The sequence below is a fragment of the Achromobacter sp. 46006 genome (assembly GCF_059761975.1).
This window is the reverse complement of the sequence record NZ_JCBANN010000060.1, coordinates 16,770-31,275: the sequence shown is the minus strand read 5'-3', so window position 1 is coordinate 31,275 and position 14,506 is coordinate 16,770. Positions and strand designations below refer to the sequence as shown.

Sequence of the window (14,506 nt, the reverse complement as noted above, 5' to 3'; positions counted from 1 at the left end):
ATTCCGGCATACGTAGTGTCTTGCGGCGGGGTGTTGGTCGCTGCGCGCTTGCGGTGAGTGGGGGGATGGATGGACCGCTGCGCTGCTGGTGGTCGAAGAGGAGCTGTGCACCATCCGGCGGCGTGGTTGCTGCACACCATCCAGTTATTGGCAGGCGCGGGCAACCGAACACTACCGCTCACGCCTTGAGCGTCGCGTCAGGTCACGGGCGCTTATACGCAACACAATCAATTTCCACCTTTGCATCCACCATCAGCGGCGACTGCACGCAGGCGCGGGCGGGAGGATTGTTGCCGAAGTATTCCTTGAAGACCTTGTTGAACGAGGGGAAGTCGCGGGCGTCGTCGAGCCAGACGCCGCAGCGCACGACGTGTTCGGGGCCGTAGCCGGCTTCCTTGAGGATCGCGAGAACCTGCTGGATGGCCTTGTGGGATTGGGCGACGGTGCCGCCTTCGATGACTTCGCCGTTTTCCATCGGGACCTGGCCCGAGACGTAGAGCCAGCCGTCGGCGGCAACGGCGCGGGCGAAGGGCATGTGGGAGCCGCCTTGGCCGGTGCCGCCGGCGACGCCGTAGCGGGTGATGCCGTTGTTGTCGGCGGTGGGGGTGGTGCTGCTCATGTCAGGGCTCCTGGAGGGCGGGGGTGGAAGCGGCGAAGCTGGCGCGCAGGTCGCCGTTGCGGGGCAGCCAGCGGCCGGCGCGGTCGCCGGTGGGTTGGCCGTGGCGGTAGGACAGGACGCCGTTGACCCAGACAGCCTCGATGCCGGCGGCGGTCTGCACGGGGGCGGCGAAGGTGGCGCGGTCGATGACGGTGGCGGGGTCGAACAGCACCAGGTCGGCGTGAAAGCCTTCGCGCACCAGGCCGCGTCCGGCCAGGCCAAAGCGGGCGGCGGACAGGCCGGTCATCTTGTGGACGGCTTCGGGCAGCGGGAACAGGCCGACGTCGCGGCTGTAGTGGCCCAGCACGCGCGGGAAGGCGCCCCACAGGCGCGGGTGCGGCATGGGGTCGTTGGGCAGGCCGTCGGAGCCGACCATGGTGAGCCGGTTCGACAGCACGCGGCGCACGTCGTCCTCGTGCATGTTGTGGTAGACGGCGCCGGCCGGTTGCAGGCGTTTCGCCGCTTCCAGCAGCGTCACGTTCCAGTCGGCGGCGATGGCGGACAGTTTGCGGCCGGCCTGTTCCGGGTGCGGCACGGACCAGGTGATGTCGATGTCGAATTCGTCGGTGACCTGCTTGAGGTCGAGCGTGGACGAGCTGGCCGAGTACGGGTAGCAGTCGCAGCCCACATGCTGCATGCGGCCGGCGTTCTCCAGTTTGAACAGCACTTCCCTGGTTCGGCCCCAGTTGCCGGCGCCGGCGCATTTCAGGTGCGACACCACCACCGGCACGCGGGCGTGCAGGGCGATGTCGAAGGCTTCCTGCATGGCTTCCAGGATGGCGGCGAATTCCGAGCGCAGGTGGGTGGTGTAGAGTGCGCCGAATTCGTCCAGGACTTCGGCCAGCAGCTTGACCTCGGCGGTGTCGGCCTCGATCGCCGAGCCGTAGGCCAGACCGGTGCTCAGGCCGATGGCGCCGTGGGCCAGGGCTTCGCGCAGCTGCTCGCGCATGGCCATCACCTGGGCGCGCGTGGCGCTGCGGTCGAGGCGGTCCATGTGGTTGTTGCGCAGGGCGGTGTGGCCGACCAGCGCGGCGACGTTCACGGCGGGCTGCGCGGCCTCGATGGCGCGGGTGTAGTCGGCGAAGGTCGGGTAGGTGAAGTCCTCGCGCCGGCCCAGCAGGTTCATCGGGTCGGGCGGCTCGCCCCGCAGCGAGACGGGCGAGGCGCTGATGCCGCAGTTGCCCACCACCACCGTGGTCACGCCCTGCGACAGCTTGGGCAGCATGCCGGGCGTGCGGATGACGTTGGTGTCGTCATGCGTGTGGACATCGATGAAGCCGGGGGCGAGCGCCAGGCCGGCGCCGTCAATGACCTGGCGCGCCGCGGCGCCGGCCAGGTCGCCAATGGCGGCAATGCGGCCGCCGGCCAGCGCCACGTCGGCGGCGTATTCGGCGCCGCCCGAGCCGTCGAGCACGCGGACATTGCCGATGAGGGTGTCGTACATCCTGGTTTCCAAATTCAATCGCCCAGCGGCAGCCGGTTGGGGCCGCCGCGGTGTTCGTCCAGCGCCAGCTTGATGCGGCGCAGGCGTTCGCGGTTTTCTTCCTGATTCAGCATGGCTAGCTCGGTCGACAGCAGGTCGATCGCCAGCATCATGGCGTAGCGCGAGGCCGAGGGCTTGTAGATGAAGTCGGTTTCGTCGGTGCGGATCGGTAGCACCACATCGGCCAGCTCGGCCAGTTCCGAGGTGGCGTCGGTGACGGCGACGATGCGGGCGCGATACTGCTTGACGATGCGCGCCGCGCCGACGATTTCGGGGGTCAGGCCCGAGGCCGACAGGATCACCACGGCGTCGCGTTCGTCGAGCGTGGCGGCCACCATGCGCAGCAGCACGGCGTCGCTGTAGACCGCGATCGGATAGCCCAGGCGCACCAGGCGCGACTGCACTTCCTGCGCCAGCACGGCCGAGGCGCCGCCCATGCCGAATACATACACCATGCGGGCGCCGTCGACGATGGACGCGGCGGCCTCGAACAGCGGCTCGGTGAAGGTCGGCAGATGGGCGCGCAGCGTGCTTTCGATGTCGGCGTAGATGCGCGCGTAGAACGTGCTTTCCTCGGCCGGGGCGCTCTGGTCCAGGAAGCGGCTGCCGACGGTGCTGGCCTGGGCCAGTTTCATCTTCAGGTCGCGGGTGTCGTCGCAGCCGACGGTACGGGCGAAGCGCGAGATGGTGGCGATACTGACGCCGGCCTTGGCCGCCAACTGGTCCACGGTGGCGCTGGCGCTCCAGATGATGTTGTCCAGGATGGCGTCGGCGACTTTGCGTTCGGTCACGCTCAGGTCGTTGCGGCGGCTGCGGATCTGGAAGACGATGTCGCGGATGATGTTCATTGGGGGATTCCTGGGTCGAAGCGGGCGTGGGCCTCAGGCGGCCAGTTCGGGATCGCCGAGGCGCGAACAGGCCGCGTAATGGCCCGGCCCGACGCTGACATCGCGCGCCTCGGTCGTGGCACAGGACGCGGCGGCGTGCGGGCAGCGGGTGCGAAAGACGCAGCCCGACGGCGGGTTGACCGGGCTGGGGATGTCGCCCTTGAGCAGGATACGCGAACGCGGCGCGCGCGGATCCGGCACCGGCGCGGCCGAAAGCAGGGCGCGGGTGTACGGATGGCGCGGCCGCGCGTAGACCTCGCTGGTGGGGCCGCGTTCCATGACGCGGCCCAGGTACATCACCACCACCTCGTCGCACAGGTAGTCGACCACGGCCAGGTCGTGCGCCACGAACAGCATGGTCAGGCCCAGGTCGCGTTGCAGATCCTGCAGCAGGTTCAGGACCTGCGCCTGCACCGACACGTCCAGCGCCGACACCGGTTCGTCGGCCACGATGAAGTCCGGCTCCACCGCCAGGGCGCGGGCGATGCCGATGCGCTGGCGCTGGCCGCCGGAGAACTCATGCGGATAGCGGCGGCTGTGGTCGGCGTTCAGGCCGACGCGTTCGAGCAGTTCGCCGATGCGGGCCGCGCGGCGGTGCTGCGCGAGTCGATGGGTGTCGAGCGCTTCGCCCAGGATTTCGGCCACCGTCATGCGCGGGTTGAGGCTGGCGTAGGGGTCCTGGAACACGATCTGCATGCGGCGGCGCCATGGCAGCATTTCCTTCTCGGACAGTTTGGTGATGTCCTGGCCGTCGAACAGCAGGCGGCCGGCGGTGGGCGCGAACAGGCGCAGCAGGGCGCGGCCGGTGGTGGTCTTGCCGGAACCGGACTCGCCCACCAGGCCGACGATGGTGTTGCGCGGTACGTCGAAGCTGACACCGTCCACGGCCCGCACCACCGGCGCGTTGCGCGCCTGCGAAGTGGGGAAGTGGACTTTCAGGTCCTCGATGCGCACCAGCGGTTCGGCGGCGCGCGCGGGTTGGGGGCTTGCGGTCATAGCGGGGTCACCTTGATGCAGCGGGCGCGGTGCTGGGCCTGCACCGGCACCAGTTCGGGCACGTCGCGCCGGCAGTTGTCGTCGGCCAGCGCGCAGCGCGGCGCGAAGGTGCAGCCGGCAGGCAGCGACAGCACGCTCGGCACGTTGCCCGGGATGGCGCGCAGGCGCTCGCCGGAAGCCAGCAGCGCCGCGGTCGGCAGACAGGACAGCAGGCCGCGGGTGTACGGATGGGTGGGCTTCTCGAACAGGTCGTAGATGCCGGCGTCCTCGACCACGCGGCCGGCGTACATCACCGCCACGCGATGCGCGATCTCGGCCACCACACCGAGGTTGTGGGTGATGAACAGAATGCTCATGTTCATCTCGGCCTGCAGCCGGCGCAGCAGATCCAGGATCTGGGCCTGCACCGTCACGTCCAGCGCGGTGGTGGGCTCGTCGGCGATCAGCACGGCCGGGTTGCAGGCCAGCGCCAGGGCGATCATGACGCGTTGGCGCATGCCGCCGGACATCTGGTGCGGATACTCGTTGACGCGCCGGTCGGCCGCCGGGATCTCGACGCGGTCGAGCATGTCGCGGGCGCGCTTCATGGCCGCCGCGCGCGATCCGCCCTCGTGTTGCAGCACGGCTTCGGCGATCTGGTCGCCCACCGTATACAGCGGATTCAGGCTGGTCATCGGCTCCTGGAAGATCATGGCGATCTCGGCGCCGCGGATGCGGCGCAGCGTGGCCGGCGAGGCGTGGGCCAGGTCGTGTTCCTGGCCGCGGCGGTCGCGAAAGCGGATCTGGCCCGCCTCGATGCGGCCGGCCGGCTTGGGCAGCAGGCCCATGATGGACAGGCTGGTGACGGATTTGCCTGAGCCGGATTCGCCGACGATGGCCAGCGTTTCGCCGCGGGCCAGGTCGAAGGTGACGCCGTCCACCGATTTGGCGATGCCGTCGCGGCTGTGGAACCAGGTTTTCAGGCCTTCCACCGACAGCACGACGTCGCGGGTGCTTGCGGTCATGATTACAGCTCCTTGCGCAGGCGCGGGTCGAGCACGTCGCGCAGGCCGTCGCCGACCAGTTGCAGCGACAGCACCGACAGGACGATGGCGATGCCGGGGAAGATCATGATCCAGTCGGCCGAGCCCATGTACTGCTGGCCGGCGTTGATCATGGTGCCCCAGGTGGGAATGTCGGGCGAGACGCCCACGCCCAGGAACGACAGGCCGGCTTCGGCCAGGATCGCGTAGGCGAAGATGAAGGTGCCTTGCACCAGGATCGGCGACAGCAGGTTGCGCAGCACGTGCACCGTGACGATGCGCCAGGTCGACACGCCCAGCGCGCGGGCGGCCTCGACGAACGGCAGTTCGCGGATCACTAGCGTCGAGGCGCGCACGATGCGGGCCAGGCGCGGCGTGTAGACGATGCCCAGCGCGATCACCACGTTCACCAGCGACGGCCCCAGCGCGGCCACCAGCGAGATCGCCAGCAGGATGTCGGGAAACGCCATCATGGCGTCGATCAGGCGCGACACGAACTTGTCGGCCGAGCGGAAGAAGCCGGCGATCAGGCCCAGCGCGATGCCCAGCACGCTGGACAGAATCACCACCGAAAAGCCCACCATCAGCGACAGCCGGCCGCCGTAGATGACGCGGCTGAACACGTCGCGGCCGAAGTCGTCGGTGCCGAACCAGTGCACGGCGCCAGGCGCCTTGAGGCGGTTCATGATTGAAAGCTTGAACGGATCGTAGGGGCTGACCCACGGCGCCAGCAGGGCCGCGGCCACCAGCACGATCAGCACGATCAGGCTGATCAGCACGGTCTTGCGGGCCACCAGCAGGCGCAGCACCTGCCAGCGGTCCGCGCCGGCGTTGACGGTAGTCGGATTAGTCATTTCGGTGGTTTCGTTCGAGGCGCCGAAGGCGCGTCGGGGATGGGTTCATCATCAGTAGCGGACGCGCGGATCGACCAGCAGGTACAGCAGGTCGATGAACAGGTTGATGAGCACGTAGATGGCCGCGATGATCAGCAGCGCGCCCTGGATGACGGGATAGTCGCGGCGCAGCACGGCCGACACCACCAGGCTGCCCACGCCGGGCAGGCCGAAAACGGTCTCGGTGACCACGGCGCCGCTGATCAGCAGGGCGGTGGTCAGGCCCAGCACCGTCAGGATCGGGATCAACGCATTGCGCACGGCGTGCTTGAGGATCACGCGGCTTTCCGGCAGACCCTTGGCGCGCGCGGTGCGGACGTAGTCGTCGCGCAGCACGTCCAGCATGCTGGCGCGGATGAAGCGCGTGATCAGCGCCGAGTTCACCAGCCCCAGCACCACCGCGGGCAGCACCAGGTGCGACAGCCGCGTCGCGAACGAGGCGTCCGGGCCGCCGTAACCCGACACCGGCAGCCAGCCCAGCTTGACCGAGAACACCTGCATCAGCAGCAGCCCCAGCCAGAAGCTCGGCACGCTGGAGGTGAACATCGAGAACGACAGCACCGACTGGTCCAGCGTGGTGCCGCGCTTGACCGCCGACAGGATGCCGACCGGCAATGCGATCAGCGTGGCGATGCACAGCGACATCAGCGTCAGCAGCAGGGTCGGTTCGGCGCGGTCGGCCAACGCCGCCAGCACCGGCTTGTTCATGAAGATGGATTGGCCCAGGTCGCCCTGGACCAGCTTGCCCAGCCACGACACGTACTGCACCGCCAGCGGCTGGTCGAGCCCTAGCTGGTGCTCCAGCGCGGCGATGTCGGCCTGGCTGGCCTGGGGGCCGAGCATCACGGCGGCGGGGTTGCCGGGCGTGACGCGGATGATGACGAACACGATGGTCGCTACGATGAACATCACGGCCACCAGCCCGACCAGCCGGTTCAAGAGATAACGCAACACAGTGGCATCCTAAGGATCGGCGCGCCGACATGGGCGCTGGGATTGCGGTTGGGGGGACCCGCGTGGGCCCCCCAACCGCGCGGCTTACTTCGGCGCCTTCCAGGCGTTCCAGAAGAACGGCCACGCCGCCGGCTTGACGCCTTGCAGCGACGGTGAACGGGCGGCCTGGGCGTTGAAGTCGCCGACCTTCACGAACGGCACTTCGTCATACACCGCCTGCTGCACGTCGGCCCAGCGCTTGACGCGTTCTTCCTGGGTGCGGGCCTGGTTGAAGGCATCCATCACCTGCGCGCGGCGCGGCGTGTCCCACCAGCCCGGCGCGTCCTTGGACGGGAAGTCGATCAACGCGGGCTCGGGCAGGAACACGCTGTGGGTGATGAAGATGTCCCACACGGCCGGGTCCTGGCGGCGCTGCGTCAGCGTGGCCCAGTCGACCACCTGCATGTCGACGGTGAAACCGGCGGCCTTGAGGTATTCCGCGGCCACCAGCGCCATCTTGTAGTGGAACTCGTACTGCTGGCTGGTCAGGATGCGGATCTTCTTGTCGGCCACGTTGGCGCTGTCCAGCAGCTTCCTGGCCGCGGCGGCGTCGCCCTTGTTGTAGACCTTGCCGCCCAGCGACGTGGCCCAAGGGTAGCCTTCCGGATAGAGGTCGCCGTTGAGCTTGTAGAAGTCCTTGTTGCCGAATGCGGCGTACAGCATGTCCTCTTCGTTCAGCGCCAATTGCACGGCCTGGCGCACCGCCAGATTGGACATGATGCCCTGCTTGGTGTTGAGCACCAGGCGCGGCCAACCGAAGGGCTTGAGCATGATCGGGTCGGAGCGGCCGCCCTTGAGCTTGTCCAGCGCTTCCACCGGCAGCGAGTCGACGTAGTCGAACTGGCCCGCGGCGGCGGCTTCGGAACGGGTGTTGGCGTTGGCGACCGGCACGAAGCGGATTTCGTCCAGGTATTGCTTGCGGGCGCCGCCGTAGCCGTCGGGCTCGCCTTCGCGCTGCTTGTAGCCCTCGAAGCGGGTCAGCTGGATGTACTGGTCCGGCACGCGCGCCTTGAGCTGGTAGGGGCCGGTGCCGACGATCTCGGTCAGCACCGGGGCGATCTTGCCCTTGGGCATGATCACGGCGGCGGCGTTGTTCATGGCCAGCAGCGCGGTCAGCGGCGCATACGGCTGCTTGAGCGTGATGCGGATGGTGTTGGCGTCGGGCGCCTCGATGTTGGCGATGACCTTGGCGGCCATCTTGCCGCGCGTGGCGGTCTCGGTCCAGCGCTTGAGCGAGGCCAGCACGTCCGACGAATCCATCTTGGAGCCGTCATGGAAGGTGATGCCCTGGCGCAGCGCGATGGTGTAGACCAGGCCGTCCGGCGTCACCTCGGGCATCTTGTCGGCCAGCAGCGGCGTCAGGTTCCACTTGGCGTCGAAGGTGTACAGCGTTTCGAAGAAGTGCTGCGTCAGGATGCCGACCAGGTCGGCGGTGCTGCTCATTGGGTCCAGCGTGGGCGGCTCGCCGATGGTGGCGACGGAAATCGTGCCTCCCTTGACCGGCGTGGCACAGAGGGCGGGGGACGACAATGCGGTCAAGCCAATTGCGCCGGCCACGAGCAGGCTTTTCAGCCCACCGCCTTGCCGGGAGGTACGGAAGTTCATGATTCTCTCTCCAGAGGGTCAAAAACAGGTTGTCGCGTGATTCAGTGAAAGTCCGGTAAGGCGCCGGATGCCCGAGTTCGTTCTTGCCCCCCCGGGCGCGGGGCTTGTCGGTAGCGCAACGGAACGCGCGGCCGCACCGCGCTCAAAGGCTCAGAAAAAGGTGTCCGCGACGTCGATGACGCGGTACTGCTCGTCCACCAGCAGCACCTGGCGCCACTTGTCGAACGTCAGGCAGGGATGGGAGATGTCGAAGGCGATCATGTCGCCAACCTGGATGTCGTCGTTCTCGCCGATCTGCATGAACGCGTGCTGGTCCATCATGGCGGTGAGCTTCCATTGGGACGGCGCGGCGCCAGGCGCGCTTTGCCCGGGGCGGAAATGCAGCGAAGGCGTCGGCAGGCCGGCGTCGAAGGCGGCGTCGCGCTTGCCCATGGCCACGATGGCGCGGCCAGGCTCGGGCAGCGACTGCACGTAGGCCCAGACCTGCAGCGCGGGTTGCAGTCCCGGCTCCATCTTGTGGGCGACGGGATTGTTGGCATTGATGCGCTCGGCGGCCGAGCGGTAGACGCCGACGTCGTGCGACAGGTAGCAGCCGGGACGCAGCACGACTTCCAGCGGCGCGCCGATGTCCAGTTGCGAGAATTCCTCGGCCACCACGTCGAACCAGGCCGAGCCCGCGCCGGAGATCAGGGCAGGGCCGTGCTTGCGCAGGCGGCCGGCGGTCGCCAGGCCGCGCAGCGCGTCGGTGGCGCGGCGCAGGAAGGCGCGGATCGCGCTTTCGTCCTGCAGCACGCCTTCGTAGACTTCGATGCCGGCCAGCGCCAAGCCGGGCCAGCGGCCGATTTCCTCGACCACGGCCTGCAATTGCGCGTCATCGCGCACGCCGGTGCGCCCGCCCGTCGGGCCCAGTTCGATCAGGACCGGCAGCACCAGGCCTTGCTCGCCGAAGTAGCGGCCCAACTGGGCGGCGTTGGCGGCCGAGTCGACGATACAGAAATAGGTGAATGCCGGATCGCGCAGCAGCTTGGCGATCAAGGCCATGTTGGCGCGGCCCACCAACTGGTTGGCCATCAGCACCCGGCGGATGCCGTGGTGGTAGGCCGCCACCACCTGGGGCGCCGTGGCCAGGGTGATGCCCCAGGCGCCGTTGTCGATCTGGCGCTGGAACAGCGCCGGGCTCATGGTGGTCTTGCCGTGCGGCGCCAGCTTGACGCGGTACGCCTCCATGAAGCGCTGCATCCATTGCAGGTTGTGGCGCACGCGGGCCTCGTACAGCACCGCCACCGGCAGGCTGACGTCCTCGGCCAGCAGGTTCCAGTTCAGCGCCGCCACGTCGGCGTTGGTACAGGCGGCGGGAAACGCGCCCAGGCCCTTGCCATTGACGTCCAGGGGGGCTGCGGTGATCGAGGATTGGGGCATGGCGGGTGCTCGTGGCTGGAAAATATTTACGTCAAATCTGATTTTTTTCATTATCGTGAAAGAAATTTACAAGCGGGAGTTGGGAGTTACCCGTAGCCGGCGTGTGCCATGGTGGCCGCCGTCCGCCGCCAGGCAGGCAACCTAACCGCCTGCTGCCCTCTCGCGGCCATTGGCGCGACAATAGGAAATCCGCGGCGATGCCCGTCTTGCCGCCCCACACAAGGAAGAGTCATGCTGAAAGTCGCTTTGGGCCAGTTCGCCGTCAGCCGCGTCTGGGAAGAAAACGCCCAGGTCTGCGTCGATCTCATGGCGCGCGCCCGCGAGGGCGGCGCCGGCCTGCTGGTGCTGCCCGAGGGCATCCTGGCGCGCGACATCACCGATCCGCAAATCGTGCTGAAGGCCGCCCAGCCGCTGGACGGCCCCTTCATCACGCGCCTGCTCGAAGCGAGCCGCGGCGCCTCGCTGGCCACCATGATGTGCGTGCACGTGCCGACCGGCGACGGCCGGGTCTGGAACACCCTGGTCACGCTGCAGGACGGCCGCATCGTGTCGCAGTACCGCAAGCTGCACCTGTACGACGCCTTCACCATGAAGGAATCCACCAACGTCACGCCCGGCAACGACATTCCGCCGCTGCTGGAGATTGGCGGCCTGAAGGTCGGCCTGATGACCTGCTACGACGTGCGTTTCCCCGAACTGGCGCGGCGCCTCGCGCTGGACGGCGCCGACCTGCTGGCGCTGCCGGCGGCCTGGGTGCGCGGCCCGTTGAAGGAAAAGCACTGGGAAGTGCTGGTGACGGCGCGCGCGCTGGAGAACACCTGCTACGTCGCCGCCACCGGCGAATGTGGCGAACGCAATATCGGCTGCAGCATGGTGGTGGATCCGCTGGGCGTGGTCACGGCGCAGGCCGGCGAGGCGCCGGCGCTGGTGTTCGCCGATATCGATCCCGAGCGCCTGGCGCATGCTCGCAAGGTGCTGCCGGTGCTGGCCAACCGCCGCTTCGGGACGCCGGAACTGGCCTGAAGCGGCGGTTTCGCGCGGGTCCGCCGGGCAGGGCGCCGCGCGCCGGTTCCCGGCCGGGCCGCCAGGGGCGCGGGGCCGGCCGGACATGTTGTAATACTGGCTTGATTTCCTTGCCGTCTTCCCTCATCTGCTGCCAATGAGCAACGATCTCTTCGCGGCCGATCCCGCCCATCGGCCTTATGTGCCCCTGGCCGAGCGCCTGCGCCCGCGTACGCTGGCCGACGTCGTCGGCCAGTCGCACCTGCTGGGGCCGGACAAGCCGCTGCGCGTGGCCTTCGAGTCGGGCCGTCCGCACTCCATGATCTTCTGGGGCCCGCCGGGCGTGGGCAAGACCACCTTGGCGCGCCTCATGGCCGACGGCTTCGATGCCCAGTTCATCGCCATTTCCGCAGTCCTGGGCGGCGTCAAGGACATCCGCGACGCCGTCACGGTGGCCCAGGTGGCGCAGGGGCAGGGCCGTCGCACCATCCTGTTCGTCGACGAGGTGCACCGTTTCAACAAGGCGCAGCAGGACGCGTTCCTGCCCTACGTCGAAAGCGGGCTGTTCACCTTCATCGGCGCCACCACCGAGAACCCCTCGTTCGAGGTCAATTCGGCGCTGCTGTCGCGCGCCCGCGTTTATGTGTTGCAGTCGCTCACGCCTGAAGAGCTGCAGCAATTGGTCGACCGCGCCATTACCGCGTTCAACGAAGGCCACGACGAGGGCGCCCGCATCCACGTCGACGCCGACGCGCGTGAGCAACTGGCGGCCTGGGCCGACGGCGACGCGCGCCGCCTGATCAGCGCGGTCGAGGTGGTGGCCGAATCGGCGCAGGCGGCTGGCCGCGACACGGTCGACGCGGCCTGGCTGGAGATCTCGCTGTCGCAGAACCTGCGGCGCTTCGACAAGGGCGGCGACGCCTTCTACGACCAGATCAGCGCGCTGCACAAGTCGGTGCGCGGCTCCAATCCCGACGCCGCGCTGTACTGGTTCTGCCGCATGATCGACGGCGGCGCCGATCCCAAGTACCTGTCGCGCCGGCTGGTGCGCATGGCGGTCGAGGACATCGGCCTGGCCGACCCGCGCGCCACCGACCTGGCGGTCAACGGCGCCGACATCTACGAACGGCTGGGCTCGCCCGAAGGTGAGCTGGCGCTGGCCCAGGCGGTGGTCTACATGGCCTGCGCGGCCAAGTCCAACGCCGTCTACAACGCCTACAACCAGGCGCGCAAGTTCGCCGCCGAGCACGGCAGCGCGCCGGTGCCGATCCACCTGCGCAACGCGCCCACCAAGTTGATGAAACAATTGGGCCATGGCAAGGCCTACCGCTATGCCCACGACGAGCCGCACGGCTACGCCGCGGACGAGCAATATTTCCCCGATGGGCTCAAGCCTTCCTTCTACCGGCCGACCGATCGCGGCCTGGAGGCTAAAATCCAGCAGAAGTTGGCATTCCTGCGCGAGCTGGACGCGCAGGAACGCGCCAAGAAACGGTAACGGGCCACGCCCGTTGCTTCCCGCAATCTCACCGACATCACCATGCTAGACCCGATACTGCTGCGCAAAGACCTGCAAACCGTCGTAGACCGCCTCAAGAGCCGTGGCGTGTCCTTCGACACGGAACGGTTCAACGAGCTGGAGTCTCGCCGCAAGGCGGTCCAGACCGAAACCGAATCCCTGCAAGCCCGCCGCAACGCGCTGGCCAAGCAGATCGGTCAGCTCAAGGCCAAGGGCGAGGACGCCAGCGCCGTCATGGCCGAATCGCAGGCCGTGCCCGAGCGCCTGAAGCAACTGGAAGAAGAGCTGGCCGCCCTGCAGCAGCCGCTCAACGAACTGCTCATGTCGGTGCCGAATCTGCCGCACGCCAGCGTGCCGCTGGGCGAGTCCGCCGACGACAACGTCGAAGTGCGCCGCTGGCTGCCCGCCGCGCCCGGCGCCGATGGCAACCCGCCGGCGCTGCCGTTCGAGGCGCGCGACCACGTCGCCCTGGGCGAACCGCTGGGCCTGGACTTCGACATGGCCGCCAAGCTGTCGGGCGCGCGCTTCTCGTTCATGCGCGGCCCCATCGCCCGCCTGCATCGCGCGCTGTCGCAGTTCATGCTCGACCTGCAGACCGGCACGCACGGCTACACTGAGTGCTACACCCCGTACATCGTCAACGCCTCGACGCTGTACGGCACCGGCCAGTTGCCCAAGTTCAAGGACGACATGTTCGCCGTGTCCAAGGGCGGCGGCGACGACGATCCCAAGGTCGACGAGCACGGCAAGCCGTTCGTGCGCGAAGACCAGTACCTGATCTCCACCTCGGAAATCACCCTGACCAGCGTGGCGCGCGACACCATCCAGGCCGCCGCCGACCTGCCGCTCAAGCTCACCGCCCACACGCCGTGCTTCCGTTCCGAAGCCGGCAGCGGCGGCCGCGACACGCGCGGCATGATCCGCCAGCACCAGTTCGACAAGGTCGAAATGGTGCAGATCACGCAGCCCGACCAATCCTACGAGGCGCTGGAGGACATGGTCGGCCACGCCGAGCGCGTGCTGCAGTTGCTGGGGCTGCCGTACCGCGTGATGCTGCTGTGCACCGGTGACATGGGTTTCGGCTCGGCCAAGACCTACGACCTGGAAGTCTGGCTGCCGGCGCAGAACACCTGGCGCGAGATTTCGTCGGTGTCCAACTGCGAAACCTTCCAGGCCCGCCGCATGCAGGCGCGTTTCCGCAATGCCCAGGGCAAGCCGGAATACGTGCACACGCTGAACGGTTCCGGCCTGGCCGTGGGCCGCGCGCTGGTGGCGGTGCTGGAAAACCACCAGCAGGCCGACGGCAGCATCCTGGTACCCGAGGCGCTGCAGTCCTACATGGGCGGCCTGACGGTCTTGAAGCCCTGACGCCAAGCGTCGATCGCAATGAAAAATGGAGCCCGCGGGCTCCATTTTTCATTGACCGTCCGGGGCTGGGCATGCCGCTTGCCGATTGCGCAAGTCCGCCGCATGGAGGATGGGGCGGCACGTCCGGCTTATTTATGATCGAGACATAATTCTGTCGTCTACGGGCGTTATCTTGACGACACGAGTGCTTGATTTTGATGTGAGCAATTGTGTATTTTCAATAAAAGGGCCGGATAGTTCGGCACAATACACCTGCGTTCTACACGCTTCATTCACTTATATAACAAGGAGTTGTCCATGACTTCAAGAATGATTGGAGATTTTCGTGTGAGATGCTCTGTGGCTCAGGACGACGAACAGGGCTACCGCGTGCAGATATGGACCCGCCGTGTCGGCGGAACCGCACCGGAAAAATGCTGGACCGTGCCGGGACAGGCACCGTTCACCAGCTTGCACGAAGCGGAACAGGAAAGCCGTCAATTGTTTGAAGAAATAAATGGTGTTCGTTTCAATGGTGAACCGGAGTTTGCCCATGCGTCCGCATAATGGCTGGTGGCGGGCCTCGAGCGCTCCCCGCCGCTGGATCGACCTGATCCAGGAATCGTCGCGTTGGGCTGCGGGTAAACCCGTCCCGGCGCAGCAACAAACGCCCGCCGTCGGG

13 protein-coding genes are annotated in these 14,506 nt (G+C 67.5%); 4 read left to right on the top strand and 9 right to left on the bottom strand.

Translation table 11 applies throughout. From position 1 onward, the window contains the following. Nucleotides 1-202 precede the first annotated feature (202 nt). The 9 genes from AC6LKG_RS21940 to AC6LKG_RS21900 all read right to left on the bottom strand — a co-directional run bounded on the left by AC6LKG_RS21940 (nucleotide 203) and on the right by AC6LKG_RS21900 (nucleotide 9,956). On the bottom strand, nucleotides 203-619 hold the full coding sequence (locus AC6LKG_RS21940) for a RidA family protein (protein ID WP_054487607.1): 417 nt from the start codon (nucleotides 617-619) through the stop codon (nucleotides 203-205). 1 nt (nucleotide 620) lies between these two features. Further along, nucleotides 621-2,102 carry an N-acyl-D-amino-acid deacylase family protein gene (locus tag AC6LKG_RS21935; protein ID WP_498168112.1) on the bottom strand — a complete coding sequence of 494 codons (1,482 nt, stop codon included), beginning with the start codon at nucleotides 2,100-2,102 and terminating at the stop codon, nucleotides 621-623. 14 nt (nucleotides 2,103-2,116) lie between these two features. Continuing rightward, nucleotides 2,117-2,989: a MurR/RpiR family transcriptional regulator gene (locus AC6LKG_RS21930; RefSeq protein WP_498168111.1), complete on the bottom strand. Its 873-nt coding sequence runs from the start codon at nucleotides 2,987-2,989 to the stop codon at nucleotides 2,117-2,119. 33 nt (nucleotides 2,990-3,022) lie between these two features. Further along, nucleotides 3,023-4,024 (bottom strand): ABC transporter ATP-binding protein, encoded by a 1,002-nt coding sequence (locus tag AC6LKG_RS21925; RefSeq protein WP_498168109.1) that lies wholly within the window; start codon nucleotides 4,022-4,024, stop codon nucleotides 3,023-3,025. Then, nucleotides 4,021-5,028 carry an ABC transporter ATP-binding protein gene (locus AC6LKG_RS21920; RefSeq protein WP_498168107.1) on the bottom strand — a complete coding sequence of 336 codons (1,008 nt, stop codon included), beginning with the start codon at nucleotides 5,026-5,028 and terminating at the stop codon, nucleotides 4,021-4,023. The genes AC6LKG_RS21925 and AC6LKG_RS21920 overlap by 4 nt, the downstream gene beginning before the upstream one ends. A gap of 2 nt (nucleotides 5,029-5,030) precedes the next feature. Continuing rightward, nucleotides 5,031-5,900, bottom strand: coding sequence for an ABC transporter permease (locus tag AC6LKG_RS21915; RefSeq protein WP_498168104.1), 870 nt, complete (start codon nucleotides 5,898-5,900; stop codon nucleotides 5,031-5,033). Between the two features lie 51 nt (nucleotides 5,901-5,951). Further along, nucleotides 5,952-6,893 carry an ABC transporter permease gene (locus AC6LKG_RS21910; protein ID WP_054501707.1) on the bottom strand — a complete coding sequence of 314 codons (942 nt, stop codon included), beginning with the start codon at nucleotides 6,891-6,893 and terminating at the stop codon, nucleotides 5,952-5,954. Between the two features lie 84 nt (nucleotides 6,894-6,977). Then, complete coding sequence (locus tag AC6LKG_RS21905; RefSeq protein ID WP_498168102.1) at nucleotides 6,978-8,537, bottom strand: ABC transporter substrate-binding protein; 1,560 nt, start codon at nucleotides 8,535-8,537, stop codon at nucleotides 6,978-6,980. Between the two features lie 150 nt (nucleotides 8,538-8,687). Further along, nucleotides 8,688-9,956, bottom strand: coding sequence for an amino acid deaminase (locus AC6LKG_RS21900; RefSeq protein ID WP_498168100.1), 1,269 nt, complete (start codon nucleotides 9,954-9,956; stop codon nucleotides 8,688-8,690). Between the two features lie 231 nt (nucleotides 9,957-10,187). Here AC6LKG_RS21900 and AC6LKG_RS21895 point away from each other — a divergent pair, with 231 nt between their 5' ends. The 4 genes from AC6LKG_RS21895 (at nucleotide 10,188) to AC6LKG_RS21880 (ending at nucleotide 14,391) form a co-directional block, all read left to right on the top strand. Beyond that, the gene (locus AC6LKG_RS21895; protein ID WP_498168097.1) at nucleotides 10,188-10,979 is read left to right on the top strand and encodes a deaminated glutathione amidase; all 792 of its coding nucleotides are present in this window, start codon (nucleotides 10,188-10,190) and stop codon (nucleotides 10,977-10,979) included. Between the two features lie 136 nt (nucleotides 10,980-11,115). Next, nucleotides 11,116-12,456: a replication-associated recombination protein A gene (locus AC6LKG_RS21890; RefSeq protein WP_498168094.1), complete on the top strand. Its 1,341-nt coding sequence runs from the start codon at nucleotides 11,116-11,118 to the stop codon at nucleotides 12,454-12,456. Nucleotides 12,457-12,498: 42 nt separating this feature from the next. Further along, entirely contained in the window at nucleotides 12,499-13,845 is a 1,347-nt protein-coding gene (serS, locus tag AC6LKG_RS21885; protein WP_498168092.1) for a serine--tRNA ligase, read from the top strand. A 297-nt stretch (nucleotides 13,846-14,142) separates the two neighbouring features. Further along, nucleotides 14,143-14,391 (top strand): hypothetical protein, encoded by a 249-nt coding sequence (locus tag AC6LKG_RS21880; protein WP_498168090.1) that lies wholly within the window; start codon nucleotides 14,143-14,145, stop codon nucleotides 14,389-14,391. Nucleotides 14,392-14,506: the final 115 nt, after the last annotated feature.